24 protein-coding genes and 1 riboswitch are annotated in these 24,237 nt (G+C 70.4%); of the genes, 12 read left to right on the top strand and 12 right to left on the bottom strand.

The window, feature by feature from the left end; all coding sequences use genetic code 11:
* Nucleotides 1-2: 2 nt before the first annotated feature.
* Together aroA and ACFWXQ_RS37870 are read right to left on the bottom strand one after the other, a co-directional pair.
* Nucleotides 3-1,319 carry a 3-phosphoshikimate 1-carboxyvinyltransferase gene (gene aroA / locus ACFWXQ_RS37875; RefSeq protein ID WP_383954138.1) on the bottom strand — a complete coding sequence of 439 codons (1,317 nt, stop codon included), beginning with the start codon at nucleotides 1,317-1,319 and terminating at the stop codon, nucleotides 3-5.
* Nucleotides 1,320-1,540: 221 nt separating this feature from the next.
* Nucleotides 1,541-2,263 carry a M50 family metallopeptidase gene (locus tag ACFWXQ_RS37870; protein ID WP_383954140.1) on the bottom strand — a complete coding sequence of 241 codons (723 nt, stop codon included), beginning with the start codon at nucleotides 2,261-2,263 and terminating at the stop codon, nucleotides 1,541-1,543.
* Nucleotides 2,264-2,313: 50 nt separating this feature from the next.
* On the opposite strand from ACFWXQ_RS37870, the gene ACFWXQ_RS37865 reads away from it, so the two are divergent.
* The 4 genes from ACFWXQ_RS37865 (at nucleotide 2,314) to rsrA (ending at nucleotide 5,020) form a co-directional block, all read left to right on the top strand.
* Complete coding sequence (locus ACFWXQ_RS37865; RefSeq protein WP_383954142.1) at nucleotides 2,314-3,129, top strand: SOS response-associated peptidase; 816 nt, start codon at nucleotides 2,314-2,316, stop codon at nucleotides 3,127-3,129.
* A gap of 1 nt (nucleotide 3,130) precedes the next feature.
* Nucleotides 3,131-3,769 (top strand): alpha/beta family hydrolase, encoded by a 639-nt coding sequence (locus tag ACFWXQ_RS37860; RefSeq protein ID WP_383954144.1) that lies wholly within the window; start codon nucleotides 3,131-3,133, stop codon nucleotides 3,767-3,769.
* A gap of 256 nt (nucleotides 3,770-4,025) precedes the next feature.
* Nucleotides 4,026-4,706 (top strand): RNA polymerase sigma factor SigR, encoded by a 681-nt coding sequence (gene sigR / locus ACFWXQ_RS37855; RefSeq protein ID WP_189837533.1) that lies wholly within the window; start codon nucleotides 4,026-4,028, stop codon nucleotides 4,704-4,706.
* The gene (gene rsrA / locus ACFWXQ_RS37850) at nucleotides 4,703-5,020 is read left to right on the top strand and encodes a mycothiol system anti-sigma-R factor (protein ID WP_383954146.1); all 318 of its coding nucleotides are present in this window, start codon (nucleotides 4,703-4,705) and stop codon (nucleotides 5,018-5,020) included. The genes sigR and rsrA overlap by 4 nt, the downstream gene beginning before the upstream one ends.
* A gap of 190 nt (nucleotides 5,021-5,210) precedes the next feature.
* On the opposite strand, the gene ACFWXQ_RS37845 is transcribed toward rsrA, so the two are convergent.
* Complete coding sequence (locus ACFWXQ_RS37845) at nucleotides 5,211-5,576, bottom strand: hypothetical protein (protein WP_383953046.1); 366 nt, start codon at nucleotides 5,574-5,576, stop codon at nucleotides 5,211-5,213.
* A 160-nt stretch (nucleotides 5,577-5,736) separates the two neighbouring features.
* On the opposite strand from ACFWXQ_RS37845, the gene ACFWXQ_RS37840 reads away from it, so the two are divergent.
* The 7 genes from ACFWXQ_RS37840 to def all read left to right on the top strand — a co-directional run bounded on the left by ACFWXQ_RS37840 (nucleotide 5,737) and on the right by def (nucleotide 12,843).
* Complete coding sequence (locus ACFWXQ_RS37840; RefSeq protein ID WP_383953048.1) at nucleotides 5,737-6,102, top strand: hypothetical protein; 366 nt, start codon at nucleotides 5,737-5,739, stop codon at nucleotides 6,100-6,102.
* Entirely contained in the window at nucleotides 6,099-7,049 is a 951-nt protein-coding gene (locus ACFWXQ_RS37835) for a DUF4388 domain-containing protein (RefSeq protein WP_383953050.1), read from the top strand. Before ACFWXQ_RS37840 ends, ACFWXQ_RS37835 begins: the two co-directional genes overlap by 4 nt.
* Before the next feature lie 475 nt (nucleotides 7,050-7,524).
* Nucleotides 7,525-7,914, top strand: coding sequence for a roadblock/LC7 domain-containing protein (locus tag ACFWXQ_RS37830; RefSeq protein ID WP_055617004.1), 390 nt, complete (start codon nucleotides 7,525-7,527; stop codon nucleotides 7,912-7,914).
* A 243-nt stretch (nucleotides 7,915-8,157) separates the two neighbouring features.
* Nucleotides 8,158-9,552, top strand: a complete 1,395-nt coding sequence (locus ACFWXQ_RS37825) for an HD-GYP domain-containing protein (protein ID WP_383953052.1) — start codon at nucleotides 8,158-8,160, stop codon at nucleotides 9,550-9,552.
* 121 nt (nucleotides 9,553-9,673) lie between these two features.
* Entirely contained in the window at nucleotides 9,674-10,927 is a 1,254-nt protein-coding gene (locus ACFWXQ_RS37820) for an HD-GYP domain-containing protein (protein ID WP_383953054.1), read from the top strand.
* A gap of 117 nt (nucleotides 10,928-11,044) precedes the next feature.
* Nucleotides 11,045-12,025 (top strand): hypothetical protein, encoded by a 981-nt coding sequence (locus tag ACFWXQ_RS37815; protein ID WP_055617768.1) that lies wholly within the window; start codon nucleotides 11,045-11,047, stop codon nucleotides 12,023-12,025.
* 164 nt (nucleotides 12,026-12,189) lie between these two features.
* Complete coding sequence (def, locus tag ACFWXQ_RS37810) at nucleotides 12,190-12,843, top strand: peptide deformylase (RefSeq protein ID WP_383953056.1); 654 nt, start codon at nucleotides 12,190-12,192, stop codon at nucleotides 12,841-12,843.
* 30 nt (nucleotides 12,844-12,873) lie between these two features.
* Here the strand turns inward: def and ACFWXQ_RS37805 are convergent, their stop codons facing one another.
* Nucleotides 12,874-13,836 (bottom strand): helix-turn-helix domain-containing protein, encoded by a 963-nt coding sequence (locus ACFWXQ_RS37805; protein WP_383953058.1) that lies wholly within the window; start codon nucleotides 13,834-13,836, stop codon nucleotides 12,874-12,876.
* Between the two features lie 93 nt (nucleotides 13,837-13,929).
* Here ACFWXQ_RS37805 and ACFWXQ_RS37800 point away from each other — a divergent pair, with 93 nt between their 5' ends.
* On the top strand, nucleotides 13,930-14,166 hold the full coding sequence (locus tag ACFWXQ_RS37800; RefSeq protein WP_383953060.1) for a hypothetical protein: 237 nt from the start codon (nucleotides 13,930-13,932) through the stop codon (nucleotides 14,164-14,166).
* Here ACFWXQ_RS37800 and ACFWXQ_RS37795 read toward each other — a convergent pair.
* The 8 genes from ACFWXQ_RS37795 to ACFWXQ_RS37760 all read right to left on the bottom strand — a co-directional run bounded on the left by ACFWXQ_RS37795 (nucleotide 14,079) and on the right by ACFWXQ_RS37760 (nucleotide 23,993).
* A complete protein-coding gene (locus ACFWXQ_RS37795; protein WP_383953062.1) occupies nucleotides 14,079-15,119 on the bottom strand; it encodes a ribonucleotide-diphosphate reductase subunit beta in 1,041 nt (346 codons plus the stop codon). The genes ACFWXQ_RS37800 and ACFWXQ_RS37795 overlap by 88 nt on opposite strands.
* Complete coding sequence (locus ACFWXQ_RS37790) at nucleotides 15,119-17,533, bottom strand: ribonucleoside-diphosphate reductase subunit alpha (RefSeq protein ID WP_383953064.1); 2,415 nt, start codon at nucleotides 17,531-17,533, stop codon at nucleotides 15,119-15,121. The genes ACFWXQ_RS37795 and ACFWXQ_RS37790 overlap by 1 nt, the downstream gene beginning before the upstream one ends.
* Nucleotides 17,534-17,671: 138 nt before the next feature.
* Nucleotides 17,672-17,843: riboswitch (cobalamin riboswitch) on the bottom strand.
* A gap of 32 nt (nucleotides 17,844-17,875) precedes the next feature.
* Complete coding sequence (locus tag ACFWXQ_RS37785) at nucleotides 17,876-18,394, bottom strand: GNAT family N-acetyltransferase (RefSeq protein WP_383953066.1); 519 nt, start codon at nucleotides 18,392-18,394, stop codon at nucleotides 17,876-17,878.
* A gap of 59 nt (nucleotides 18,395-18,453) precedes the next feature.
* Nucleotides 18,454-19,443 (bottom strand): nucleoside hydrolase, encoded by a 990-nt coding sequence (locus ACFWXQ_RS37780; RefSeq protein WP_383953068.1) that lies wholly within the window; start codon nucleotides 19,441-19,443, stop codon nucleotides 18,454-18,456.
* A 129-nt stretch (nucleotides 19,444-19,572) separates the two neighbouring features.
* Nucleotides 19,573-21,198 carry a monocarboxylate uptake permease MctP gene (gene mctP, locus ACFWXQ_RS37775; RefSeq protein WP_383956730.1) on the bottom strand — a complete coding sequence of 542 codons (1,626 nt, stop codon included), beginning with the start codon at nucleotides 21,196-21,198 and terminating at the stop codon, nucleotides 19,573-19,575.
* Nucleotides 21,195-21,455 (bottom strand): DUF3311 domain-containing protein, encoded by a 261-nt coding sequence (locus ACFWXQ_RS37770; RefSeq protein WP_383956727.1) that lies wholly within the window; start codon nucleotides 21,453-21,455, stop codon nucleotides 21,195-21,197. Before ACFWXQ_RS37770 ends, mctP begins: the two co-directional genes overlap by 4 nt.
* Before the next feature lie 176 nt (nucleotides 21,456-21,631).
* Nucleotides 21,632-21,844, bottom strand: a complete 213-nt coding sequence (locus ACFWXQ_RS37765; RefSeq protein ID WP_383956724.1) for a YbdD/YjiX family protein — start codon at nucleotides 21,842-21,844, stop codon at nucleotides 21,632-21,634.
* On the bottom strand, nucleotides 21,816-23,993 hold the full coding sequence (locus ACFWXQ_RS37760; protein ID WP_383956721.1) for a carbon starvation CstA family protein: 2,178 nt from the start codon (nucleotides 23,991-23,993) through the stop codon (nucleotides 21,816-21,818). The genes ACFWXQ_RS37765 and ACFWXQ_RS37760 overlap by 29 nt, the downstream gene beginning before the upstream one ends.
* Nucleotides 23,994-24,237: the final 244 nt, after the last annotated feature.

The raw sequence follows: 24,237 nt of genomic DNA, 5'->3' as shown, positions 1-24,237 counted from the left end.
CGTCAGTTCCCGAGCATTCCGGTCCACAGATCGGGGAAGTCCGGCAGGGTCTTCGCCGTCGTCGCCACGTTCTCGATCTGTACGTCGTCGACCGCGAGGCCGATGATCGCGCCCGCGGTGGCCATGCGGTGGTCGTCGTACGTGTGGAAGACCCCGCCGTGCAGCCGGCGCGGGCGGATGTGGAGGCCGTCGGCGGTCTCCGTGACGTCGCCGCCCAGTTCGTTGATCTCCTTGGTGAGCGCGGCCAGCCGGTCCGTCTCGTGCAGGCGCAGATGGGCCACGCCGCGGAGGGTGGAGGGGGAGTCGGCGAGGGCCGCCACCGCCGCGATGCCCGGGGTCAGCTCGCCGACCTCGCCCAGGTCCACGTCGATGCCGTGGATCGAGCCGGAGCCGGTGAACTCCAGGCCCCGGTCGGTCAGTTCGCAGGAACCGCCCATCTCGGTGAAGATCTCACGCAGCCTGTCACCGGGCTGGGTGGTGCGCAGAGGCCAGTCCGGGATGACGACCCTGCCGCCGGTGACCAGGGCGGACGCCAGGAACGGCTGGGCGTTCGACAGATCCGGCTCGACGGTGAGGTCGCGGCCGAGGAGTGCGCCCGGCGTGACCCGCCAGACGTTCGGCTCGCCGCCCGACTCCGGGGTGTCCACCTGGGCGCCGATCGAGCGCAGCATGTCGACGGTCATCCGGATGTGCGGCATGGAGGGGAGCCTGGAGCCGGTGTGCCGGACCTCCACGCCCTGGTTGAAGCGCGGGCCGGACAGCAGGAGCGCCGACACGAACTGGGACGACGAGGACGCGTCGATCTCCACCGGGCCGCCCTCCAGCGCCCCGGAGCCGTGCACGGTCAGCGGCAGCGCGCCGCGGCTGTCGTCGTCGATACGGGCGCCGAGGGCACGCAGCGCGTCGATCACACCGTGCAGGGGGCGCTCGTACGAACGCGGGTCGCCGTCGAACCGGATGGGGCCGTCCGCGAGGGCGGCGACCGGGGGCAGGAAGCGCATCACCGTGCCGGCGTTGCCGACGTCGACCGTGGCCGGGCCGTGCAGGCCCGAGGGGATGACCCGCCACGCCTCGCCGGAGCCGTCGGGGCCCACGCCCTCCTCGATGCCCACGCCCATCGCCCGCAGGGCGCCGGCCATCAGGAGGGTGTCGCGGGAGCGGAGGGGGCGGCGCAGCCAGCCGGGCTCCGCCGCGAGGGCGGCGAGGACGAGGGCGCGGTTGGTGACCGACTTGGACCCGGGCACGTGGACCGTCGCGTCGACGGCTCCGCTCGCGTGCGGGGCGGGCCAGAGGGCGGTGTGTGCGGCGTTAACGGGCATGCCCTCACTTTAATGGTTTGCCACTTGCGGAGATCTTGATCGAAAGGGGCGGAACCACTCCGTGGGGTGCGCCTGCGAGCTCGGGGGTTCGTGTGGTTGGGCGGCTGCGGGTCGTGTGTGGCTTGTCGCGCAGTTCCCCGCGCCCCTGAATGGGGCTGCGCCCCATCGGGCGCCCCGCCGCCCACGGAAGCCACCGCCGCGCGGCCTCAGCAGTCAGCGCCTCACAACCCCAGCAGCCACCTGCCCCCGCCCATCAGTGCGCACAGTGACACCGTGTGGAACAGGAACAGCCACAGGCCTGCCGGGACGTGGGTGAGGCGGGAGAGTTGGTCGGCGTCCGAGTCGCCGGCTCCGCCTCGGCTTCGCTTGACCTGGAGTTCGAAGGCCGGGCGTACGCCGCCGAGGAGGAGGAACCAGACGACGGCGTAGGCGAACGCGGCCTGGACCTGGGGGCCGGCCAGCCAGGAGACGACCACGAACGTGCCGCCGGTGAGGAGCACCGTGAGGGCGCCGTACGCGTTGCGGATCATCACCAGCATCGCCACGAGGAGCAGCGTGGCCAGCCACAGCAGGGCCGTGATGTGGCCCGCGGCCAGCAGCGCGGCGCCGCCGAGGCCGAGCAGCGGGGGAGCGGTGTAGCCCGAGGCCGCCGTGAGGATCATGCCGAGACCGGTCGGCTTGCCGCGGCTGACGGTGAGGCCGCTGGTGTCGGAGTGCAGCCGGATACCGCTGAGGCTGCGGCCCGTGAGCAGCGCGACCAGACCGTGGCCGCCCTCGTGCGCGATGGTGATGGCGTTGCGCGAGAGCCGCCAGATGTTGTGCGGGACGATCACGGCCAGGGCCGCGACCATCGTGGCTATGACCACCCAGGTGTCCGGGTCGGGCTGGCTCCCGAATACCTCGTCCCAGAGGGTGGCCAGCGAGGTGGCGGCGATGCTGTCCATTGTGGGTGAGGGCTCCTCTGGCTGGCTCGGAATCTGGCAGTGTTGCACGTATGTGCGGACGGTATGCAGCGAGTCGTGGACCCGAGGATCTCGCAGGAATCTTTGAGATCGAGAAGTGGGAGCCGGAGGAGGCTCTGGCCCCCGACTACAACGTGGCTCCCACCAAAGAGGTCTACGCGGTCCTGGACCGTCCTCTTAAGGACGCGGAAGACCCGAAGCCGGTTCGGCAGCTGCGCACGCTCAAGTGGGGCCTGGTCCCGTCCTGGTCGAAGACCCCCGAGGGCGGCGCCCGGATGATCAACGCCCGGGCCGAGACCGTCCACGAGAAGCCCTCGTACCGGCGGGCCTTCGCCACCCGGCGCTGCATCATCCCGGCCGACGGCTATTACGAGTGGGTGACCGGTTCCGGCGAGCGCGAGCTGGAGGTCGAGGGCAAGAAGAAGAGGCCGCGCAAGCAGCCGTACTTCGTGGTCCCCGCCGACGGGTCCGTCTTCGCGATGGCCGGGCTGTACGAGTTCTGGCGGGACAAGACGCTGCCCGACGACCATCCGCGGGCCTGGTGGGTGACGTGCTCCGTCATCACCACGGAGGCCGAGACCTCTCCGCTCGCCGTCGGACCGGAGGAGGGGCCGCGCGCGCTGGCCGACATCCACCCGCGTATGCCGCTCATGCTCACCCCGGACCGCTGGGACTCCTGGCTCGACCCGTCCCGTACGGATGTCGAGGACCTGCGCTCGCTGCTCGTGCCGCCGCCGGAGGGGCTGATGCGGGCGTACCCCGTCTCCACCGCGGTGAGCAACGTGCGCAACAACGGGCCGGAGCTGCTGAAGGAGCTGGAGGGGCCCGAGGAGGGCACACTCTTCTGATGTGACGGATCATGTGACGGAAACCATCGAGACCGACGCGGGTACGGCCCGTGTCACCTGGCACCGGGCGGGGAAGGCGCGGCTGGTGCTGGCCGTCAGCCATGGCGCCGGCGGCGGGATCGAGGCGCGGGACCTCCGGGCGCTCGCCGCGGAGCTGCCCGCGCACGGCGTGAGCGTGGCCCTGGTGGAGCAGCCCTGGCGGGTCGCGGGCAAGAAGGTCGCGCCCGCGCCGAAAACGCTGGACTTGGGATGGCGCGGCATCTGGCCGGCACTGGTGAAACCCGGGCTGCCGGTGATCGCGGGCGGACGCAGCGCCGGAGCCCGCGTCGCCTGCCGCACCGCCACCGAACTCGGCGCCCATGCCGTCCTCGCGCTCAGCTTCCCCCTTCATCCGCCGGGCAGGCCGGAGAAGTCCCGGGCCGGCGAACTGCTCGGAGCCGGGGTACCCACGCTCGTCGTCCAGGGCGGCAACGACCCGTTCGGCAGACCGGAGGAGTTCCCGGAGGGCGCGTACGAGATGGTCGAGGTGCCGTACGGCGATCATGGCTTCGCGGTGCCGAAGCGTGCCCCTCTCGACCAGGACCAGGCCCTGAAGATCGTCACCGATGGCGTACTGAAGTGGACCTCCTCACTCGGGTGACCCCCGGGAATGCTGAGCCCCGGGACGCTGTTGTGCGGATCAGACAGCACGACACGTGCTGTGAGAAGTCGCATGAGAGGAAGTCCGCCGCATGGGTTCGACCACCTGCCCGAGCCGTACTGGCAGCGCTGACCTGGAGTGGTCTGTTCTGCATGCGGCAAAGACCACCCCTATTCGGGCGGCGGCCGGGCCGGATCGTCGTCTATCCTCCGATTCTGGTGGGACCGGTTTCGGTTCTGCCCAGACTCTGGAGGAGGTGGGTCCGGTCACAGGGACCGACGCAGGGACCGAACACGGCCAGGCGGAGCAGCCCGAGGGCCCGGGCAGCGGCGAGTCGACCGCCGAGCGCAGTGCGCGCTTCGAGCGGGACGCGCTGGAGTTCCTCGACCAGATGTACTCGGCCGCGCTGCGCATGACGCGGAACCCGGCCGACGCCGAGGACCTGGTGCAGGAGACGTACGCGAAGGCGTACGCGTCCTTCCACCAGTTCCGTGAGGGCACCAACCTCAAGGCGTGGCTGTACAGGATCCTCACCAACACCTTCATCAACTCGTATCGCAAGAAGCAGCGCGAGCCCCAGCGGTCGGCCGCCGAGGAGATCGAGGACTGGCAGCTGGCGCGCGCCGAGTCGCACATGTCGACCGGTCTGCGTTCCGCCGAGTCGCAGGCGCTCGATCACCTGCCCGACTCGGACGTCAAGTCCGCGCTGCAGGCGATCCCCGAGGAATTCCGCATCGCCGTCTATCTCGCTGACGTAGAGGGCTTTGCGTACAAGGAGATCGCGGACATCATGGGGACACCCATCGGTACGGTGATGTCCCGGCTGCACCGGGGCCGCCGCCAGCTGCGCGGCATGCTCGAGGACTACGCGAAGGACCGCGGCCTGGTCCCGGCGGGCGCCGGGGAATCGGACGGAACGAAAGGCTCGGGCTCATGAGCTGCGGAGAGCCGCACGAGACGGACTGCAGTGAAGTACTCGATCATCTCTACGAGTTCCTCGACCGGGAGATGCCGGATGCCGACTGCACCAAGTTCGAGGTGCACTTCGAGGAGTGCTCCCCGTGCCTGGAGAAGTACGGCCTTGAGCAGGCCGTGAAGAAGCTGGTCAAGCGGTGCTGCGGCCATGACGACGTACCGACCGACCTTCGGGCGAAGGTCATGGGCCGTATCGAGCTGATCCGCTCCGGCGAGACCGTGCCCGAGCACGATGTCGCCGTCGCCGACGTCCGGGGCGCGGCCACCGAGGGCTGACACCGCCCCGGTTACCGCTCTCTGTCTCCGCGCTGTCTCTTTGTCCGCACTGCCGGTGTCTGTGCGCTGTCGGTGTCTGCGCGCCGACGGTCCTGACACCGGCCCCGGTCACCACGCTGCCCGCGGCCGGACCGGGTTGACCGGTCCGGCCGCGGGCAGCGGTGTCCTGCGTCCGACGTCCGGGAGCGTTTCAGATCTCCAGGCCGTTCTCGATGCGCTTCAGGCTGTGCCTGGCCAGTGCCAGGTTGCTGCGGGAGCGGTCGAGCGCGAGGTAGAGGAAGAGCGAGCCGCTGCTGCTGCCGAGCGGGCGGATCAGGTGGTACTGCTGGCCCAGCGTGATCAGGATGTCCTCGATCGTGTCGTCCATGGCCAGCGACGCCAGCGTGCGCATCTTCGAGCGCACCACCTCGGTGTTGCCCGCGGCGGCGAGTTCCAGGTCGAGCGACGGGCCCCCGCCGAGCGTGCCGAGCGACATTCCGCTTTCGTAGTCGACGAGGGCGACGCCGATCGCCCCGTCCACGGTCATGGCTTCCTTGAGCGCGGTCTCGATGTTCATGCTGCCCCAATTCCTCAGTGACGCTGACGGTCGTTGCTCGTACAACTACGATCGAACACCAGTGGCTTGTGCGTCACAAAACATCAAATTTGTTACCTGTTGCGTTAGTTGATGTTCAAAGTACTGTGCGAGGTTCGGACGTGAAGGGGGAAACGGGGAAATGACAACGGCCGTTGAAGCCTCCCTGGCCCGGCTCCTCGACTCCCCCGGAGTCACCGGTGTCGCCCTGGTCGACGCGGTCACGGGCCTCACCTACGGCGTGGCCGGCGACTCCGAGGAGGCCGCGGGCGGCGCGGAGTGCGCCGAACTCGCCGCGCTCATCGTCGAACGGCTCGGACAGGCGGGCGCCGAGGGGGAGTTGGAGAGCGTGATCACGACCAGCGCGCGGCGCCATCAGGTGCTGCTCGCGGTGACACGGCCGGCCGGCGACCCCCTGCTGCTGGCGGCGGGCATGGACCGGGAGCGGGCCAACCTGGCGCTCGCCACGCGGAGTCTGGGCGACCGCGTCGCCGAGGTGCTCGCATGACGGGAGCCCCGGCGCGCAATCTGCCCGCGCTTCTGCAGGGGCTGTACGAGGAGGGCTTCACCGGCACGGTGCGGGTCTCCGGTGCCCCGGGCGGAACGATTCATCTGAGGGACGGTCTGATCGGCGCGGTCGAGACACCGGGCGCGCCGACCGCCACCTCGGTCCTGCTCACACCGGGCCGCATCGACGACGAGGACTGGCTGGCCGCGTGTGCGGCGGAGCGTGACGTGGACCGGCTGGGCGGGCAGTTGGTGGCCGCGGGCCTGATCGGCGCCGCCGAACTGGAGGTCGTGTGCACCGCGGCCGTGTTCGACGCGGCCTTCGCCATGGCGCTGGGCCCGCCGGGCACTTGGACGCTGAGCGACCCGGAACCCACTCTCCTCGCCGTGCCGGGTGTGGAACCGCGGCGGCTGACCGAGGAGACCACCCGGCGCATGGCGCAGCTCTCCGGCCCGTGGGGGGCGCCGGGAGAACTCGCGCGCGTGCGGCCCACACCGGTTCAGGGCCCCGGTCCCGGCCGTCGGCTGCCGCACCGCCATCAGTCCGTGCTGAACACCGTCAACGGGCGCCGTACGGCCCGGGACATCGCCTTCACGCTCGGGCGCGGGCTGTACGCGGTCATGCTCGACCTGACCCGGCTGGAAGCCCTGGAACTCGTCCGGTGGGACGCGGGCAGGGAACCCGGCGGCAGGCCGAGCACCGCGCCGCGCGTACTGCCCGAACGGCACTCCGCGACGCCGCAGCCGTCGAGGTCCGGCGCCGGGTCAGGATCCGGGGCCGGGGCCGGGTTCGGGCCGCAGTCGAAGGCCGAACCACTGCCGAGGCGCAGGCCCGGCGGTGCGTCGAGGGTGGGAGAAGGCCCGGCACGTGAGGGTCCGGCGGGCCAGCGGCCCGCGGGGGGAAGCAATGCTTTTGCCGCAGGTCAGGACGGGGGGACGGGGGGGTAGTGAGCTCACGCAGACGTCGGGCAGCGATGCGCCGACGGAGCACGGAGGCCGAAGCGAGGCGGGCCGCGAAACGGCGGACACGAGGACCGGACGCGGACGCCCCACAGGCGCGGCCCGGACGCTCCGCCGAATCCGGCACTCCGCCACAGGCACCGCAGGCACCACAACAGGTCTCACAGGCACCGCCGTCCCGACCGGTACCACCGGGCGCGGTCGGGAGGCCGCCGCTGCCCGTACGGGGCGCGGTCTCGTCGTCCGGGGCCGACGGGGGCACCGCCGGTGAATCTCCGGAGGCGCAGCCGTTCGTTCTCCCCATGCTCTCGCCAGAGGACCTGGCCGCCGACCAACCCTCCATCGACATGCTGCGCCGAGTCCGCCGGGGCCTGACGGGACTGCCGGAATCCGACTGACCCCCCTTGGAACGTGCCAGTTGGACCGTACCAGGACTGCATATGCCTTTAGCAAGGAGCTCGTCATGAGTGAACAGCCGCCGCCCAGTCCCCTGACGGAGATCCTGACCTCGCTGCGCGATCGGGTGATGGGGATATCCCAGAGCGTTCTGTCCACGGCGGACGGCCTCCTCGTCGTCCACGACTCGGACTCCGTCCACCCCGAGTCCGTCGCGGCGCTGGCCGCCGCGACACTCGGCGTGGGGCGGCGGATGGCGGACCAGGCGGGCGTCGGCGCGCTTCGCGAGGTGGTGGCGAGGTGCGGCTCCGGACACGTCATCGTGATGGCGGTCGGCGACCGGGCGCTGCTGACCGTCATGGGGGACGACGGCCTCGACATCCCGGCCTTCCAGCGCGAGTCACCGGCGACGGTGGAGCAGCTGAGCCGGGCGCTCGCGGCGGATGTGGCGCACTGACGGCTTCGACGAGGCTCTGAAGGCGCTCCGACGACGGACGCCCTGACGGCGCCGCGCCCCGCGCGTGCCCGGCTCACTCGAACGGGCGAATCTGCCTCCTGGGCCCGGCGAATCGTTCCATGCCTCCCCCGAGCCGTGCCCGGCCGCCCTATCGTCCATGTCCCAAGGCCTGTACGGGGCTTGTGCCGGAGCCGCCCCGCCCGGTCGGCCGACAGGGGCCGGGCCACAGGGAAAGGGGGCGCCATGCGGCCGGTTTCGCCGTGGGCGCGTGTCTACGTCGTCTGCACCGCGCTCGCAGCTGCGTCTGTCGCCCTCCCGCTGCCGGCCACGCACGCGCCGTGGGGTGCGGTGCTGCTCTTCGCGGCGCTCTGCGCGGGGTGCGAAGGGCTCGCCGGAAGCCGGTTCGCGGCGGGCCGCACACCCGAGGGCGCGGGGGTGGCCGGGGAACCGGGCGGTTCCCCCAGGTGGCACACGCCCGTGATCCTCGCCGCGGCCTTTCTGCTGCCGCCTCCGGCCGCGGCGCTCGTGGCACTGCCGGGGGCGCTGCTGACCCGGGTCGAGCAGCGGCCGCGGTGGCTGCGACGGGTGTGGCGGGCCGGGCAGCTCGCGCTCGCGGCATGGGCCGCCTCCTGGGTGCACTGGGCGCTGGGCGGGCGGGACGCGGTCCTCTCGTCCGACTTCCCGTACGTCCTGGTCACCGCCGGTGCGGCCGTCGTGGCGTTCTGCCTGGTGCTGACCGTGCTCGACGGCGGGATCCTGGTGCTCGCCGAGCGGGTGCCCGTACGGTCCGCCTGGCGCGGTCTCTTTCTCCGCTCGCTCGCGCCGGTCGCCGTGCACGGGCTCGCCGGGCTGATGATGGCGGTCCTCTGGCGCAGTCCGTACGGGCCGGTCGCCGCGCTCCTCGTCCTGTTGCCGATGTACGTGTCGTGGTGGGTGTTCGCCCAGTACCACCGGGAACGGGCCGCCCACCAGGCGACCATCCGGGCGCTCGTGCAGGCCGTCGACATCAAGGACGGGTACACGCGCGGGCACAGCGAGCGGGTGGGGCAGGCGTCGATGGTGATCGCGCGCGAACTGGGCATGGACGACGAGCGGGCCGAGGTGCTCAGGTTCGCCGGGATCCTCCACGACGTGGGCAAACTCGGGGTCCCCACGCGGCTGTTGCGCAAGGACGGGCCGCTGACGCCCGAGGAGCGGCGGGTGATCGAACTGCATCCCGAGTACGGGCACGAGATGGTGCGCGGGATCGGCTTTCTGGGGGAGGCCAGGTCGGCGATCCTGCACCACCACGAGCGGCTGGACGGGAGCGGGTATCCGTACGGGCTCAAGGGGGGCCAGATTCCGGAGTTCGCGCGGGTGGTGGCGGTCGCGGACGCCTTCGACGCGATGACGTCGACCCGGTCGTACCGTCGGGCGCGGCCTGTTGCGGCCGCGCTGGAGGAGTTGGAGCGGTGTGCGGGGGCGCAGTTCGATCCGCGGATGGTGGAGGCGCTGGTGCGGGGGCTTGCCCGCGGGGGGTGGCATCCCGTTGTCACCGCTGACGAGACGCCGCTGCGCGGCGATGCTTACCCACCCGCTCCGCCCGTTTCCAGCACGCCACCAGGTCAACGTAAAAGCCTCGACGGGACCAGACCATGAGGGCCCCCGGCAACACCTCACCCTCACAAGCCACCGACTCCCACGCCCGCCTCCCCGCCCGCCTCCCCTCCGGGGGCTCCGCCCTCCGAGCACCCGCCCGCACGGCCCGCCGGAGGTCCCCGTGAATCCGTCGCGCCCCCTGTCCGTGCTCACCCTCGCCCGCGTCGCCGCCGGCCTTCTCGCAGTCGTCGCCCTCGTCGGCACCCTCTGGCACGGCCTCGACGAACGCGGGGTGGCTCTTGCCTTCGGGGTGCTGATCGCTGTTGGGGAGCTGGCCCGGTGGGGTGGGGCGGAGCAGCGGGAGTCGGCGCCGCTCGGGGCGGCCGGGGCGCTCGCGTACGCGCTGCTGGGGGAGAACGGCGGGCAGAGCACCCACCACGGGGTGCTGCAGACCGTCGCCGTCGTCGTGGCGGCCTCGTTGCTGGGGTGCGTGCCCCATGTGGCCAAGGGGCACGGGCCCACCGCCGACCACCTCACACGGCGCGTGCTGACCGTCGCCTTCGCCGCCGTGTGCTTCCAACCCCTCTACAACCAGGGCAGGTTGAGGGAGTGGGCCGCGGACGGACCCGCGTACGCGGCCCTCGTCGTCGCGCTGCTCGTGCTGTCCGCGCTGTGGGACGCCGTACTGGCCGCCGCCATGGCGCACGCGCGGACCCGCTGGCCGTTCGGGCCGCTGCTGCGGGACGAGCTGCGGGGCACCCTCGGCATCGGGTCGGCGGTCTGCGCGACCGGCGCCGTGATGGCGCTCGCGGTCGCCGTCGCCGGCCTGTGGGCGCTGCCCGTGTTCTCCCTGCCGCTGCTGCTCACCCAGCTGTCCTTCCGGCGGTACGCGGCCGTGCGGACCACCTACCGCCAGACCATCGCCTCCCTCGCCCGGGCCACCGAGATCGCCGGCTACACCCCGGCGGGTCATGCCAGACGCGTGGCCGCGCTCAGCCGGGCCGTCGGCCGTGAGCTGGGACTCTCCGAGCCCGAACTGACCGTTCTGGAGTACGCGGCCCTGATGCACGACATCGGTCAGCTGTCCCTCGTCGACCCCGTTCCCGCGGGGGCCACCGCCTCCCTCGCCCCCGACGACCAGCGGCGCATCGCCCTGCTCGGCGGCGCCGTGGTGCGCCAGACCGGGGTGGACGCGGAGGTCGCCGTGGTGGTGGAGCGCCAGGCGGACCCGTACCGCGAACAGCCGGTCAGCGCCAGAATCGTACGGGCGGTCAACGCGTACGAGGAGAAAGCCAGGGAAGCAGGTCCCGGTGGGCCCCTCAAGGCGTTGGAGGAGCTGAGGCTCGGCACCGCCCGGGACTATCAGCCCGAGGTGGTCGAGTCGCTGGCCAGGGTGCTGGCGAGGGGCAGTCTTATGCTGCCCCTGGCTGGGTAACCCATGGGTAATGAGCGCCCGTCCGACCGTCCGTGGTTGGATGCGAGGAAGAGGACATCAGGGGGCACAGTCCAGCCCGAGGCTGCACGCTCTTCAACGAACTGGCAGGCGGGAATCGTGAGGATCTTCGGCAAGGGACGGCACCGGCCCTCCGCCTCATGGCGGCAGGCCACCGACCGTGCGTTCACGCTGATCGGCGACGGCCGGTACGAGGACGCGGGGGCGCTGCTCACGCGCGCCGCGGACCTGGAACCCTGGCTGTCCGAGTCCTGGTTCAACCTCGCGCTCCTGCACAAGTTCCGGCACGACTGGGAGCAGGCGCGGGCGGCCGGTCTGAGGGCCGTGGCACTGCTCGACCGGGAGACCGGGGCCCCTGATTGGTGGAACGTCGGCATCGCGGCCACCGCCCTGCAGGACTGGCCGCTCGCGCGGCGGGCCTGGCAGGCCTACGGACTGCGGGTGCCGGGTGGCGCCACCGCCTCGGGCGAACCGGTCGGCATGGACCTCGGCAGCGCGGCCGTACGGCTGTCGCCCGAGGGCGAGGCCGAGGTCGTGTGGGGGCGGCGGCTCGACCCCGCCCGGATCGAGGTCCTCTCCATTCCGCTGCCGTCCTCCGGGCGGCGCTGGGGCGAGGTCGTGCTGCACGACGGGGTTCCGCACGGTGAGCGGACGACCGCCGCGGGGCACTCCTATCCCGTGTTCGACGAGATCGAGCTGTGGGCGCCCTCTCCCGTGCCGACCTGGGTCGTGCTGCTGGAAGCCGAGACCGAGGACGACCGGAACGCCCTGGAGCGGCTGGCGGCCGACGCCGGGTTCGCCGCGGAGGACTGGTCGTCGTCCGTCCGGCTGCTCTGCCGGATGTGTTCCGAGTCCCGGATGCCGTCCGACGAGGGGGACGGGGAGCATCTCGATCCGCACGATCACAGTGAGCCGGGGCATCCGGGGCCGCTCGGGCACCGGACGGACGGGCAGCTGTGGGTGCCCGAGCGGGAGTGTGGGCTTGCCGCCCCCGCCTCGTTGGTGCGGGGGTTGCTGGACGGGTGGGTTGCCGACAGTCCGGATTCCAGGGACTGGCGGGATCTGGAAGAGGTTTGTTAGGGGCGGCTCGGACGGCTGTCTGCTGCGGGTGCGTCGTGGCTTGTCGCGCAGTTCCCCGCGCCCCTGAAGGGGCGCCCTGTCGGGGGCGCCCCCTGTCGGGAGCGTGCCCCCGTACCCTGTATCAGCATCACAACCCTGTTTTCCGAGGAAGGCTTACGTCGGTCATGGCGCAGCAGGACACCGATCAGCAGCACGTGGGCGTGCTCCCCGTGGACGACGAGGGCTTCGTCATCGACAGTGAGGACGACGCGGGGGAGCGTGAGGCGGCCTATCGCGGGCGCGGCTCCTCGCGGCCCATCACGGTCGTCGGGAACCCCGTACTGCACAAGGAGTGCAAGGACGTCACGGAGTTCGGCGACGACCTCGCCAAGCTGGTCGACGACATGTTCGCCAGCCAGCACACCGCCGAGGGCGTGGGCCTGGCCGCCAACCAGGTCGGCGTCGACCTGAAGGTCTTCGTCTACGACTGCCCGGACGACGAGGGCAAGCGGCACGTGGGCGTGGTCTGCAACCCCGTGCTCGTCGAGCTGCCCGCCGAGCGGCGCCAGCTGGACGAGAGCAACGAGGGCTGCCTGTCGGTGCCGACCGCGTACGCGCCGCTGGCCCGGCCCGACTACGCCGAGGTCACCGGGCAGGACGAGAAGGGCAACCCGATCAAGGTGCGCGGCACCGGCTACTTCGCGCGCTGCCTCCAGCACGAGACGGACCACCTGTACGGGTACCTGTACATCGACCGGCTCTCCAAGCGCGAGCGCAAGGACGCGCTGCGGCAGATGGCCGAGAACGAGCCGCGGTACCCGATCGTCGCGAACGACTGAACCACCGCCGCATCACGCTGCGGCGCGCGTTCAGGCGGCCTCCGTGCCCCTGAACGTGCGCCGGTACGCGTTCGGGGTCGTCCCGAGCGAGCGGACGAACTGGTGGCGCAGCGCGGCCGCGGTCCCGAACCCCGTGCGGTCCGCGATGAAGTCCATCGTCTCGTCCGTGCCCTCCAGCAACTCCTGGGCCAGCAGCACCCGTTGACGCAGCAGCCAGCGGTACGGAGTCGTGCCCGTCTCCTGCTGGAAGCGGCGGGCGAACGTGCGCGGGGACATGTGCGCGCGAGCGGCGAGCTGCTCGACGGTCACCTCCTGGTCGAGGTGGCGCTCCATCCAGACGAGCACCTCGCCGACCGTGTCGCACTGCGAGCGCGGCAGCGGCCGCTCGATGTACTGGGCCTGGCCGCCGTCCCGGTGCGGGGGCACCACCATGCGGCGCGCGATGGCGTTGGCGACCTCGGGCCCGTGCTCCTCGCGCACGATGTGCAGACAGGCGTCGATGCCCGCGGCCGTGCCGGCGGAGGTGATCACCGGGCCCTCGTCGACGTACAGGACGTCCGGCTCGACGTCGATGCGCGGATACCGCTGGGCGAGTTCGTCCGCGTGCCGCCAGTGCGCGGCGCACCGCCGTCCGTCGAGGAGCCCCGCGGCGGCGAGCACGAACACTCCGGAGCAGACGCTGAGCACCCGGGCACCCCGCTCGACGCCCCGGCGCAGCGCGTCGAGCAGCTCCGGCGGATACTCCCTGGTCGCATAGGTGTTCCCGGCCGGTACGGCGATCAGGTCGGCGCTCTCCAGCCGTTCGAGCCCGTGCTCGGTGTGCACGGAGAAGCCGGCGTGCGTGCTCAGGGTCGGCCCCTCGGCGGAGGCGACCGCGAAGTCGTACACGGGCAGGCCCTGGTCGCTGCGGTCGAGGCCGAAGACCTCGCAGACGACGCCGAGTTCAAAGGGATGCACGCCGTTGAGCAGGACGACGGCCACGTTGTTGAGCATGCTGCCAGTGTGCATCAGATCTGGCAGGAAATCGAGGGTGTGCGGCAGTGCTGCCACTCACGGTAAGGAGTAATCGGCGCGACAGTGGTGTCCATGGAAACGACACAGCTGGAAGGCCTGATCTCAATGCTCTTCGTCCTCGGAATCCTGGTCCTGCTCGTCCTCCCCTCGGTGATCGGCATCGTGCGCGACCGGCGCATCGACCGTCAGCTCAGGGAGGCCGAGCAGGGACACCGCGAGGATCAGAAGTCCTCGTCGAAGCCGACCGAACCCTCCACGGCCACCTGGTACGCCGAGGGCCGGCGCTCGAAGAAGTTGGTCAGCTCCTGAACACCCTGCAGCTCCATGAAGGAGAAGGGGTTCTCGGAGCCGTACACCGGAGCGAAGCCGAGGCGCGCCAGGCGCTGGTCGGCGACGCACTCCAGGTACTGCCTCATCGAGTCGGTGTTCATGCCCGGAAGGCCGTCACCGCACAGGTCGCGCGCGAACTGCAGCTCGGCCTCGACGGCCTCCCGGAGCATGTCGGTGACCTGCTCCTGCAGCTGGTCGTCGAAGAGCTCCGGCTCCTCCTTGCGGACGGTGTCCACGACCTCGAAGGCGAAGCTCATGTGCATCGTCTCGTCGCGGAACACCCAGTTGGTGCCCGTCGCCAGACCGTGCAGCAGACCCCGGCTGCGGAACCAGTAGACGTACGCGAAGGCACCGTAGAAGAACAGCCCCTCGATGCACGCGGCGAAGCAGATGAGGTTCAGCAGGAAGCGGCGGCGGTCGGCCTTCGTCTCCAGCCGGTCCAGCTTCTCGACCTCGTTGATCCACCTGAAGCAGAACTCGGCCTTCTCGCGGATGGACGGGATGGACTCCACCGCGTCGAAGGCCGCGGCCCTGTCCTCCGGGTCCGGCAGATACGTGTCGAGCAGCGTCAGATAGAACTGGACGTGCACGGCCTCCTCGAAGAGCTGACGGCTCAAGTACAGCCGCGCCTCGGGGGAGTTGATGTGCTTGTAGAGCGTCAGCACCAGGTTGTTCGACACGATCGAGTCGCCCGTCGCGAAGAACGCGACCAGCCGGCCGATCATGTGCTGCTCGCCCGGTGACAGCTTCGCCAGATCGGTGACGTCCGAGTGGAGGTCGACCTCCTCGACGGTCCAGGTGTTCTTGATCGCGTCCCGGTAGCGCTCGTAGAAGTCCGGGTAGCGCATCGGACGCAGGGTCAGCTCGAAGCCCGGGTCGAGCAGGTTTTTATTGAGCACAGCCTTGACGGTCTTGTCGGGAGCGGTGGTCATTACTGGCAGGCCTCGCAGGACTCGGGGTTCTCAAGGGAGCAGGCGACGGCGTCCTCGTCGGGAGTCGCGGGAGTCGCCTGTACGGGGATGGGGGCGGCCGCGGCCGTGGAGGAACCCGCGGCACGGGCGATGCGCGTCGCCGGGCGCGAGCGCAGGTAGTACGTCGTCTTCAGCCCCGACTTCCAGGCGTACGCGTACATCGAGGAGAGCTTGCCGATGGTCGGCGTCTCCAGGAACAGGTTCAGCGACTGGGACTGGTCCAGGAACGGCGTCCGGGCCGCCGCCATGTCGATCAGGTCGCGCTGCGGGATCTCCCACGCCGTGCGGTACAGATCGCGCACGTCCTGCGGCACCCAGGCGAAGCCCTGCACCGAGCCGTTGGACTCGCGCAGCGCCTCCCTGGTCTGCGCGTCCCACACGCCGAGCTTCTTCAGCTCCGCCACCAGGTAGGCGTTGACCTGGAGGAACTCGCCGGAGAGCGTCTCGCGCTTGAACAGGTTGGAGACCTGCGGCTCGATGCACTCGTAGACGCCCGCGATGGACGCGATCGTCGCGGTGGGCGCGATCGCGAGCAGCAGCGAGTTGCGCATGCCGACCGAGGTGATCCGCTCCCGCAGCGCGGCCCAGCGCTCCGGCCAGTTCAGCTCCACGTCGTAGTGGTCGGGGTGCAGCACGCCCTGTGCCGTACGGGTCTTCTCCCAGGCGGGCAGCGGGCCGTTGCGCTCGGCGAGGTCGGCGGACGCCTCGTACGCGGCGAGCATGACGCGCTCGGCGATCCGGGTGGAGAGCGCCTTGGCCTCGGCGGAGTCGAAGGGCAGCCGCAGCTTGAAGAAGACGTCCTGCAGACCCATCGCGCCCAGGCCCACCGGCCGCCACTTGGCGTTGGAACGGCCCGCCTGCTCGGTCGGGTAGAAGTTGATGTCGACGACCCGGTCGAGGAAGGTGACGGCGGTACGGACGGTCGCGTCCAGCCGCTCCCAGTCGATGTCACCTGTCGTTGTGTCGACAAAGGCACCCAGGTTCACCGAACCGAGGTTGCAGACCGCCGTCTCCCCGTCGTCCGTGACCTCCAGGATCTCCGTGCAGAGGTTGGAGGAGTGGACCGTGTGGCCGGGCAGCGCGGTCTGGTTGGCCGTGCGGTTGGCGGCGTCCTTGAAGGTCATCCAGCCGTTGCCGGTCTGCGCGAGGGTGCGCATCATGCGGCCGTACAGATCGCGGGCCGGGATCGTCTTCTTGGCGAGGCCCCGGTCCTCCGCCTTGCGGTAGGCGGCGTCGAACTCCTCGCCCCACAGGTCGACCAGCTCGGGCACGTCGGAGGGCGAGAACAGCGACCACACGCGGTCCTCGTTGACCCGGCGCATGAACTCGTCCGGGATCCAGTGCGCGAGATTCAGGTTGTGCGTACGCCGGGCGTCCTCACCGGTGTTGTCGCGCAGCTCCAGGAACTCCTCGATGTCGGAGTGCCAGGTCTCCAGGTAGACCGCGGCCGCGCCCTTGCGCCGGCCGCCCTGGTTCACGGCGGCCACCGAGGCGTCGAGCGTCTTCAGGAACGGGACGATGCCGTTGGAGTGCCCGTTCGTCCCGCGGATCAGGGAACCGCGCGAGCGGACACGGGAGTACGCGATACCGATGCCGCCCGCGTGCTTCGAGAGCCGGGCGACCTGGTGGTAGCGGTCGTAGATGGAGTCCAGCTCGTCCAGCGGGGAGTCGAGGAGGTAGCAGGACGACATCTGCGGGTGCCGCGTACCGGAGTTGAAGAGCGTGGGGGAGGACGGCAGGTAGTCGAGGCGGCTCATCAGCCGGTACAGCGCGGCCACTTCGTCGACGGACCTGGTCGAGTCGTCCTCGGCGAGGCCGGCGGCGACACGCAGCATGAAGTGCTGGGGAGTCTCGATGACGGACCGCGTGATCGGGTGCCGCAGCAGATACCGGCTGTGCAGCGTGCGCAGGCCGAAGTAGCCGAAGCGGTCGTCACCTTCGAGGTCGATCAGCGCGTCCAGACGGGCCGCGTGGGTCCGTACGAACTCGGCGGTGCGGTCGGCGATCAGGCCCTCGCGGTGGCCGACCGCGACGGACTCGGAGAAGGACCTGACCCCCTGCGAGGCGGCCTCCTCGGCGATGCCGATCGTCAGCAGACGGGCGGCCAGCTTCGAGTACACGGGGTCCTCGGAGATGAGGCCCGCGGCCGACTCCGTGGCCAGCTCGCGCAGCTCCGCGGTGATCCCGTCGGCCCCGACGGAGGACCGGCCGCGCAGCGCGGCGGCGGCGACCCTGCCGGGATCGGCGTCGGGAAGGTCGGCGGTGAGGTCGGTCAGGGTCCGCAGCAACACGGTTCCCGGTCCGTCGGCCTCGGCCCTGTCCTGCTGGTACTGGGGCGCTTTCGCTGAGACCGGATCGGCTGGCGCGATGGTCACGTGGGGCTCTCCCTCGCTCGGCACGGGGCCTGCGGGGAGAGGGGTTCGGGGCACACGGGGGTACACGCTCTGCGCAGCGGTACGCCGCGTCCACCGGCCCACTCCGCGAGGCCCGGACGTCATGGCACCCGGGCCGGGTGGCCTGGGCACGCTGTCGGCAGGTCCTCGGACTGACCAGGCGCACGGCTCTCCTCTGGGGACAGACATGCACAAGTACACCGTTGCGGGACAGTTCCGGATTCGCACCGGATTCCCCTGCGGCGACAGCGAGCATGAGCATACATCTTGTGCCGGGCTCGGGAAGCACCCCCACATCTTGTGTCGTGTCGGCTTCGGAGGGTGTCAGAGTGTCAATTCGTAGGTGAGCAGCATGATGTCGTCGAGGTCCGGGACCGGGTTCCAGTCGCGGTCGGGGGCGCGGGTGAAGCCGAGGCGTCCGTAGATGCGATGGGCGCTGTGCATGGTGCGCTGGGTGGACAGCACGACGCGTATGCAGCCGTCCGTGGCCCGGGCGCGGTCGACGCAGGCACGCACGAGGGCCTCGCCCGCCCCGTGCCCGCGGGCCTCCTTCGCGACCGCCAGCATCCGTATCTCTGCCTCGCCCTCGCGCGCGATGTCTGCCATCGGCCCGCCGGACGGGACGAAGGTCACGCCGCCGACGACCCGCTCGCCCGCGCCCGCCCCCACCACGGCCACCAGTACGTCGGCCGCGGCGGCCCGCTTCGCCACGTCCCGCAGCTCGCCCAGATACTCGTCGCTCTCCCCGAAGTCGAGCAGCCCGTCGCCGAGATAGGCCTGCGCGGTGATCTCGCCCACAGCCTCGTACTCCTCGGGCCTCGCCCGCCTGATCACGATGGTCATGCTTGGCAGTGTGCCCGAGGGGTACGACAGAGGTCGCCGAGTTTTTCCCAGGGGCGGGCTCAGCCCACGGCCGGCCACTGCGGGAGGGTCGTGACGAAGTCCTTCGTGAAGTCGCGGGGGCCCGGGCCGAGGGCCACGCGGCCCGTGAGGCGGGTGCGGGCCGTCAGGGCGGGCGACTCGGTGTAGTAGTTCCGCTGGGCGGCCGAGGGGACGAACACGGTCTGGCCGCGGGTGAGTTCGCTGGAGCACTCGACGACGACGGCTCCCTCCGCGAGCGTCACGAACGACTCGTCCGCGCACACGCCCACGGCGAGCGGGTCGTGCAGCGGGCAGGAGTCGCCTCCGCCGTGGCGGCGGTAGGAGTCGGTGTAGACCCGCAGCAGCCGGGCGGCGAGCGCCGCGCCCGTCCCCGCCGCCTCCAGCGCGGCGAGGTCGGCGGGGCCGAAGAGCCAGCGGTGCGAGGCGTCCAGGTCGACCATGGTGAACGGGATGCCGGAGGAGAGCACCACCTCGGCGGCGTCCGGGTCCGCCCACATGTTGAACTCGGCGACCGGGGTGATGTTTCCGGGCACCTGCGCGTTGCCGCCCATGAACACGAACTTCTTCACGCGGCGGGCGAAGGCCGGGTCCTCCAGGAGCGCGATGGCCACGTTGGTGAGCGGGCCGGTGGCGCACACGGTCAGCTCGCCCTCGTGCTCCCGGGAGAGCCGCAGCAGCGCCTGTGCGGAGGACTCCGTCAGGTGCCCGGCGGTCGAGTCGGGGAGCGTCTCCTGGCCGAGGCCCCCGGGGCCGTGGAAGTGACCTGCGGCCATGTACGGGAGGCGGGTGAGCGGACGGGCCGCTCCGCGGTGGACCGGGACGTCCGTGTCGATACGGAGGGCTCTCGCCAGGGCGCGGGCGTTGCGGTAGGTCTGCTCGGCGGGGAGGTTGCCGCCCACGGAGGTGTAGGCCCTGAGGTCCCACCTGCCTGTGCCGAGCAGGTACTGGAGGGCCACGGCGTCGTCTATGCCGGGGTCACTGTCGAGGACGATCGGCGAGCTCGCGGTCACGCGGACCAGCGTAACCGTGGACTGCGGTGTGGCCAGGGGGCGTTGTCGGGTGCGGGCCCGGTGGGGGCTTGTCGCGCAGTTCCCCGCGCCCCTAGGTACCTAGGGGCGCGGGGAACTGCGCAGCGGGGGTTAGTGGTTGGCCCCCGCGGTGGCCGGCGGCAGCTCGACCTGGACACCCTTGTCGCCCGCGTCCGCCGTGTAGTCCTCGGGGGACGTCTCGTCGATGCCCTCGGGCGCCTTGGCGGCCTTCAGGACGAAGGTCAGGACGACCGTCACGACCACGTTCAGGACGAACGCCGTCAGACCGATGTACCCGATCTCCCCGATCCCGGGAATCTCCTCCGAGGAACCACCGAAGTGCTTCTGGGTCGGCGAGGCGACTCCGTACGCCGCGACCGTCCCGTACAGCATCCCGACCGCCCACCCGGCGAGCAGCGCCCACCGGTGGAACCACCGGGTGAACAACCCGCCGACCAGCGCCGGGAAGGTCTGCAGGATCCAGATCCCGCCCAGCAGCTGGAAGTTGATGGCCACCGTCTTGTCCATGGTCAGGACGAAGACCAGCGCACCCACCTTCACGAGCAGCGAGACCAGCTTGGAGACCTTGGTCTCCTGGGCCGGCGTCGCGTCGGGCCGGATGAAGTCCTTGTAGATGTTGCGGGTGAAGAGGTTCGCCGCCGCGATGGACATGATCGCGGCCGGCACGAGCGCACCGATGCCGATCGCCGCGAAGGCGACCCCCGCGAACCATGCAGGGAACATGTCCTCGAAGAGCTGCGGGATCGCCAACTGCCCGTTGCTGACCTTGACTCCGGCCGCGATCGCCATGAACCCGAGCAGCGCGAGCAGGCCCAGCATCAGCGAGTACAGCGGCAGGATCGTGGTGTTGCGCCGGATCACCTCACGGCTGCGGGACGACAGCGTGGCCGTGATCGAGTGCGGGTACATGAACAGGGCCAGGGCGGAGCCCAACGCCAGCGTGGCGTAGGTCCATTGGCCCGCCTCGCCCGGTGCCAGCGCACCGCGTGGCGCGCCCGTCGCCGGGTTGGTCTGGCTGTACGCCTCGCCCGCCTTGGCGAAGATCTCGTCGAAGCCGCCCAGCTTGATCGGGATGTAGATGATCGCCACCGCGATGACGATGTAGATCAGCGTGTCCTTCACGAACGCGATCAGGGCGGGCGCGCGCAGACCGGACGAGTACGTGTACGCGGCCAGCACGCCGAAGGCGATGAGCAGGGGCAGGTCCTTGACGAACCAGTTGGTGTCCTCGCCGCCGCCGACGCCCATCACGTCCAGGACGGCCTGGATACCGACCAGTTGGAGCGCGATGTACGGCATCGTCGCGAGGATGCCCGTCACTGCGACGGCCAGCGACAGGCCCTTCGAGCCGAAGCGTCCGCGCACGAAGTCCGACGTCGTCACGTACCCGTGCTTGTGCGAGACCGACCACAGGCGGGGCAGGAACGTGAAGATCAGCGGGTAGACGAGGATCGTGTACGGCACGGCGAAGAAGCCGGCCGCGCCCGCCGCGTAGATCGCCGCCGGGACCGCCACGAACGTATACGCCGTGTAGAGGTCGCCGCCGAGCAGGAACCAGGTGACCCAGGTGCCGAACGACCGTCCGCCCAGGCCCCATTCGTCGAGGCTCTCGGTCTCGGCCCGGCGCCAGCGCGCGGCCAGGAAGCCCATGACCGTGACGGCCACGAAGAAGAAGATGAAGACGGCGAGTGCCACGCCGTTCACGCCGTCGTTCATGCGGACGCGCCCTCCTTCTGGGACTTGCGGGCGCGCTGGTCACGGTTCCACAGCTGGTACGCGATCATCGTGAGCGCGGTCGAGATGAACACCCACAGCATCTGGTACCAGTAGAAGAACGGGATGCCGATGAAGGCCGGGTCGACCTTCGCGTACGAGCCGACCCAGAGCATCGCCACGAACGGCGCGATCAGGCAGACGGCGATCACCACGCGGACCGGTGTGACGACAGGCGGTGTCACGGCCGGCGGGGTCACCGCCGGCGGTTTCCCTTCGGGCGCTCTTGGCGCATCCGGCGCTTCAGACATACGGCGGCTCCGTCCCCTCAGTGATCACCTGTGCAACGCGCAGGAAATCTAAGGGACGGTTCCGCTTTATGGAACCCCTGTCCGCATAACGGATACGGCGCTCCGCTCACTGCTGCCGACCGGGCTCAGCAGCAGCGGAAGCCCTGCCGGGGATCCTCCTCCTGACGGTCCGTGCGCATCCGCTCGAACTCCCGCCGCGACGGCACGGCCGCGTCCGGGTGCCCCTTGCGCACATGCGCGACATAGCGGTCGTACGCCGATTCGTCGGTGAGCTCCCGTACGTACCAGCGCACGCCCCTGACCGCCCGGCTAGCCGCCCGGTGCAGCGCCGACTGCATCGCGTTCCTCCTCCTTCTCCTCCTTGGTCGGGAACAGCCCGGCCGGGGCGACGATCTTCGACTCGACGTACGGCGACTCGCTCAGCGTGGAGAGCGCGGGACGGCGTATGTGCCGGATGCACACCCTTGTGGCGTCCGCGATCACGATCACGATGAGCAGGGCGAGAGCCGCCGTGAGGACACCGTCGACTGTGGAGTTCGTGACGATCGTGTGCATGTCGTCCATGCTCTTGGCGGGCGCGATGACCTCACCCCGGTCGATGCCGCCCTGGTAGACCGAGCGCTGCTTGAAGAAGCCGACGCGCGGGTCGCTGGAGAAGACCTTCTGCCAGCTCGCGGTCAGGGTGACCGTGGCGTCCCAGACGAGCGGAATCCCGGTGATCCAGGCCCACTTGAGGCGTCCGGACTTCACCAGCAGGGTCGTGCAGACGGCCAGGGCGACCGCCGCGAGGAGCTGGTTGGAGATGCCGAAGATCGGGAACAGCTGGTTGATTCCGCCGAGCGGTTCATGGACGCCGACCCACAGGAAGTAGCCCCAGAGACCGCAGACGATCCCGCTCGTGATGACCAGTCCGGGCTTCCAGCTCACATTCTTGAAGGGTTTGTAGAGGTTTCCCAGCGTGTCCTGGAGCATGAAGCGGCCCACCCGGGTGCCCGCGTCGAGCGCGGTCAGGATGAACAGCGCCTCGAACATGATCGCGAAGTGATACCAGAACGCGCGCAGACCGCCCCCGGTGACCTCGGAGAAGATCTCCGAGACGCCGATCGCGAGGGTGGGCGCGCCACCGGTCCGCGACAGCAGGGACGCCTCCTCGACGTTCTTCGCCGCGGCCGCCAGGTCCTCGGGGGAGATCTGGTACCCCCAGCTCCCCACCACCTGCGAGGCGTTCTGGACCGTGTCCCCGATGACACCGGCCGGCGCGTTCATCGCGAAGTACAGGCCCGGGTCGATGATGGACGCCGCGATCAGCGCCATCACGGCCACGGACGACTCCATGAGCATGGAGCCGTACCCGATCATCCGGACCTGCGTCTCCTTCTGGATCATCTTCGGCGTCGTACCGGAGGAGATCAGGGAGTGGAAGCCGGACAGGGCCCCGCACGCGATGGTGATGAAGACGAACGGGAAGAGCGACCCGGCGAAGACCGGCCCGTCCCCGCGTGTGGCGAAATCGGTGACCGGGTCCATCTTCAGCGTCGGCATCGCGACGACGACACCGATCGCCAGCAGCGCGATGGTGCCGATCTTCATGAAGGTGGAGAGGTAGTCGCGGGGCGCGAGCAGCATCCACACGGGCAGGATCGACGCGACGAAGCCGTACGCCACCAGCCAGATCACCAGTGTCGAGGGCGCGAGCGTGAACGTGTCGGCCCACGACGACTCGGCGACCCAGCGGCCCGCGACCAGCGCGAGCAGCAGCAGGCCGACGCCGATCAGCGAGACCTCGCTGACCCGGCCGGGCCGCAGGACCCGCAGGTAGAAGCCCATCAGCAGGGCGATCGGGATCGTCATCGCGATGGAGAAGGTGCCCCACGGCGACTGGGCGAGCGCGTTCACGATGACCAGCGCGAGCACCCCGAGCAGGATGATCATGATGGCGAAGGCGGCGAGCAGGGCCGCCGCGCCGCCGAACGGGCCGATCTCCTCGCGCGCCATCTGCCCGAGGGACCTGCCGTCCCGGCGGGTGGAGAAGAACAGGACGACCATGTCCTGGACCGCCCCCGCGAAGATTACGCCGACGATGATCCAGATGGTGCCCGGCAGATATCCCATCTGCGCGGCCAGTACGGGTCCGACCAGGGGGCCCGCCCCCGCGATCGCCGCGAAGTGGTGGCCGAGCAGCACCCGCCGGTCGGTGGGGTGGAAGTCGATGCCGTTGTCGAGCCGCTCGGCGGGCGTGGCCCGGGTCTTGTCGACCTTCAGGACCTTGTAGGCGATGAACTTCGAGTAGAAGCGATAGGCGATGGCGTACGAGCCGAGGGCGGCGGCCACCATCCAGACGGCCGACACCTCCTCGCCCCGGGACAGTGCGAGGACGGACCAACCGGCCGCGCACACCAGCGCGACGACGGTCCAGATGGCGATGGTTTGCGGACTTGCCTTGCGAGGGCCTTGAGGGGATGCCGTCTGTGGGCTGTCGGTGCGCACGGGTCGTCCTCCCGTCCTTGGGTGACGGGAGGACGGTAGAACAGGAAGGGGACCAGCGCTACACCATGCGCACCAGTGGGTGTGCGCTGTGTGAACTGCCTTGCCCTGGCGGGCGCTTGGGCCGGTGGACAACGTGCGGGCCCGGTGGGGGCTGGTCGCGCAGTTCCCCGCGCCCCTAAAGACGAAAGGCAGGGGCGCAGCCCCGTCTTTCAGGGGCGCGGGGAACTGCGCGACCAGCCACGAC

Source organism: Streptomyces sp. NPDC058697 (assembly GCF_042715345.1).
Lineage (GTDB): Bacteria > Actinomycetota > Actinomycetes > Streptomycetales > Streptomycetaceae > Streptomyces > Streptomyces liliifuscus.
This window is presented reverse-complemented; position numbering and strand designations above follow the sequence as displayed.

What these genes read in the sequence shown, in the direction of transcription:
- ACFWXQ_RS37785 (WP_383953066.1), bottom strand. Translation starts at nt 18,394, where the DNA reads ATGACCATCGTGATCAGGCGGGCGAGGCCCGAGGAGTACGAGGCTGTG.
- ACFWXQ_RS37865 (WP_383954142.1), top strand. Translation starts at nt 2,314, where the DNA reads ATGTGCGGACGGTATGCAGCGAGTCGTGGACCCGAGGATCTCGCAGGA.
- ACFWXQ_RS37805 (WP_383953058.1), bottom strand. Translation starts at nt 13,836, where the DNA reads ATGCTCAACAACGTGGCCGTCGTCCTGCTCAACGGCGTGCATCCCTTT.
- aroA (WP_383954138.1), bottom strand. Translation starts at nt 1,319, where the DNA reads ATGCCCGTTAACGCCGCACACACCGCCCTCTGGCCCGCCCCGCACGCG.
- ACFWXQ_RS37835 (WP_383953050.1), top strand. Translation starts at nt 6,099, where the DNA reads ATGACGGGAGCCCCGGCGCGCAATCTGCCCGCGCTTCTGCAGGGGCTG.
- ACFWXQ_RS37800 (WP_383953060.1), top strand. Translation starts at nt 13,930, where the DNA reads ATGGAAACGACACAGCTGGAAGGCCTGATCTCAATGCTCTTCGTCCTC.
- mctP (WP_383956730.1), bottom strand. Translation starts at nt 21,198, where the DNA reads ATGAACGACGGCGTGAACGGCGTGGCACTCGCCGTCTTCATCTTCTTC.
- rsrA (WP_383954146.1), top strand. Translation starts at nt 4,703, where the DNA reads ATGAGCTGCGGAGAGCCGCACGAGACGGACTGCAGTGAAGTACTCGAT.
- ACFWXQ_RS37825 (WP_383953052.1), top strand. Translation starts at nt 8,158, where the DNA reads ATGCGGCCGGTTTCGCCGTGGGCGCGTGTCTACGTCGTCTGCACCGCG.
- ACFWXQ_RS37870 (WP_383954140.1), bottom strand. Translation starts at nt 2,263, where the DNA reads ATGGACAGCATCGCCGCCACCTCGCTGGCCACCCTCTGGGACGAGGTA.
- ACFWXQ_RS37795 (WP_383953062.1), bottom strand. Translation starts at nt 15,119, where the DNA reads ATGACCACCGCTCCCGACAAGACCGTCAAGGCTGTGCTCAATAAAAAC.
- ACFWXQ_RS37765 (WP_383956724.1), bottom strand. Translation starts at nt 21,844, where the DNA reads ATGCAGTCGGCGCTGCACCGGGCGGCTAGCCGGGCGGTCAGGGGCGTG.
- ACFWXQ_RS37840 (WP_383953048.1), top strand. Translation starts at nt 5,737, where the DNA reads ATGACAACGGCCGTTGAAGCCTCCCTGGCCCGGCTCCTCGACTCCCCC.
- ACFWXQ_RS37845 (WP_383953046.1), bottom strand. Translation starts at nt 5,576, where the DNA reads ATGAACATCGAGACCGCGCTCAAGGAAGCCATGACCGTGGACGGGGCG.
- def (WP_383953056.1), top strand. Translation starts at nt 12,190, where the DNA reads ATGGCGCAGCAGGACACCGATCAGCAGCACGTGGGCGTGCTCCCCGTG.
- ACFWXQ_RS37830 (WP_055617004.1), top strand. Translation starts at nt 7,525, where the DNA reads ATGAGTGAACAGCCGCCGCCCAGTCCCCTGACGGAGATCCTGACCTCG.